Source organism: Leucothrix pacifica (assembly GCF_003172875.1).
In the GTDB taxonomy this organism is placed as follows: Bacteria; Pseudomonadota; Gammaproteobacteria; order Thiotrichales; family Thiotrichaceae; genus Leucothrix; species Leucothrix pacifica.
Map to the genome: position 1 here is coordinate 3,025 of NZ_QGKM01000131.1, position 1,013 is coordinate 4,037.

Consider the following 1,013-nt stretch of genomic DNA (forward strand, 5'->3'; position numbering starts at 1 on the left):
GTCCGCTGAAACGGCGGCATTGATCACAGTGGCAAGCGACTACTTGGCGAAGCCTGCTACGGTCGCTGACTTGGTAACGCACGCCGCCGCAAATGCAACCACCCGTTGCAGGAATTGCTGCATCCTGACCCGCAGAATCGCCTGAGCCATTCGCGTCATTATTAACGACCACGCCATCCACTGCTTTATCTAACTGACTCATATCCTGGGATCTTCCTACTGAACACAATCAATATCACTATCCGCCCAACATCAGGCATTTACGTCAGCAGGTCAATCAAGGATTTTGTAGGCACAGATTAAGAATCGATAGTGAGCACTACATTAAGCAACTAAGCGCTTCTGCCCCAAACTCGCCATATANNCATACTATTCTCTTTAATCTCGATCACACGGGTAGCAAGTGAAGAAACAAACTCACGGTCATGACTCACAAAAACCAACGTGCCATCAAACTTTGCCAAGGCCACGTTCAGTGCCTCAATCGCTTCGATATCCATGTGGTTAGTCGGCTCATCCATGATCAACACATTGATGTCCATCATCATTAACTTACCGAATAACAGACGATTTTTCTCACCACCCGAACACACGCGAGCGCGCTTGTTAATATCGTCTTCGGTAAACAATAACTGACCCAAAATACTGCGCACANNNNAAAATCAGCGGTACTGTCTTGTGGGCAGTAGCCAATCACCGCATTTTCCGACCACTTAACCACGCCCGTATTAGCTTGTAATTCATTCATCAGGCAGCGCAAAAAGGTGGTTTTACCCGCGCCGTTTTCACCAATCACTGCCAGCTTTGCACCAGCTTCCAGAATCACATTGCCGTCTTTAAACAAGGTTTCGCCATCATAACCGTGGGATAGTTTTTCCAGTACAAGTGCCTGACGGTGTAGTTTTTTACTCTGGGTAAAGGTCAGGCTCGGCGTTTGACGACTCGACATTTTCACTTCATTCAGCGTGATTTTTTCCATTTTCTTAGCACGAGAGCTAGTAGTGCATCATTTT

The 1,013-nt window shown here is 47.0% G+C and carries 3 protein-coding genes; all 3 read right to left on the reverse strand.

The genetic code is table 11. The features are described from left to right. Window positions 1–202, reverse strand: a 202-nt coding sequence (locus DKW60_RS23900) for a GFA family protein (protein ID WP_484170953.1), incomplete at its 3' end; no start/stop codon positions are given. A 130-nt stretch (window positions 203–332) separates the two neighbouring features. Continuing rightward, on the reverse strand, window positions 333–653 hold the full coding sequence (locus DKW60_RS24600) for an ATP-binding cassette domain-containing protein (protein WP_342767129.1): 321 nt from the start codon (window positions 651–653) through the stop codon (window positions 333–335). After that, complete coding sequence (locus DKW60_RS24435; RefSeq protein ID WP_245929774.1) at window positions 548–979, reverse strand: ATP-binding cassette domain-containing protein; 432 nt, start codon at window positions 977–979, stop codon at window positions 548–550. The genes DKW60_RS24600 and DKW60_RS24435 overlap by 106 nt, the downstream gene beginning before the upstream one ends. Window positions 980–1,013 lie beyond the last annotated feature (34 nt).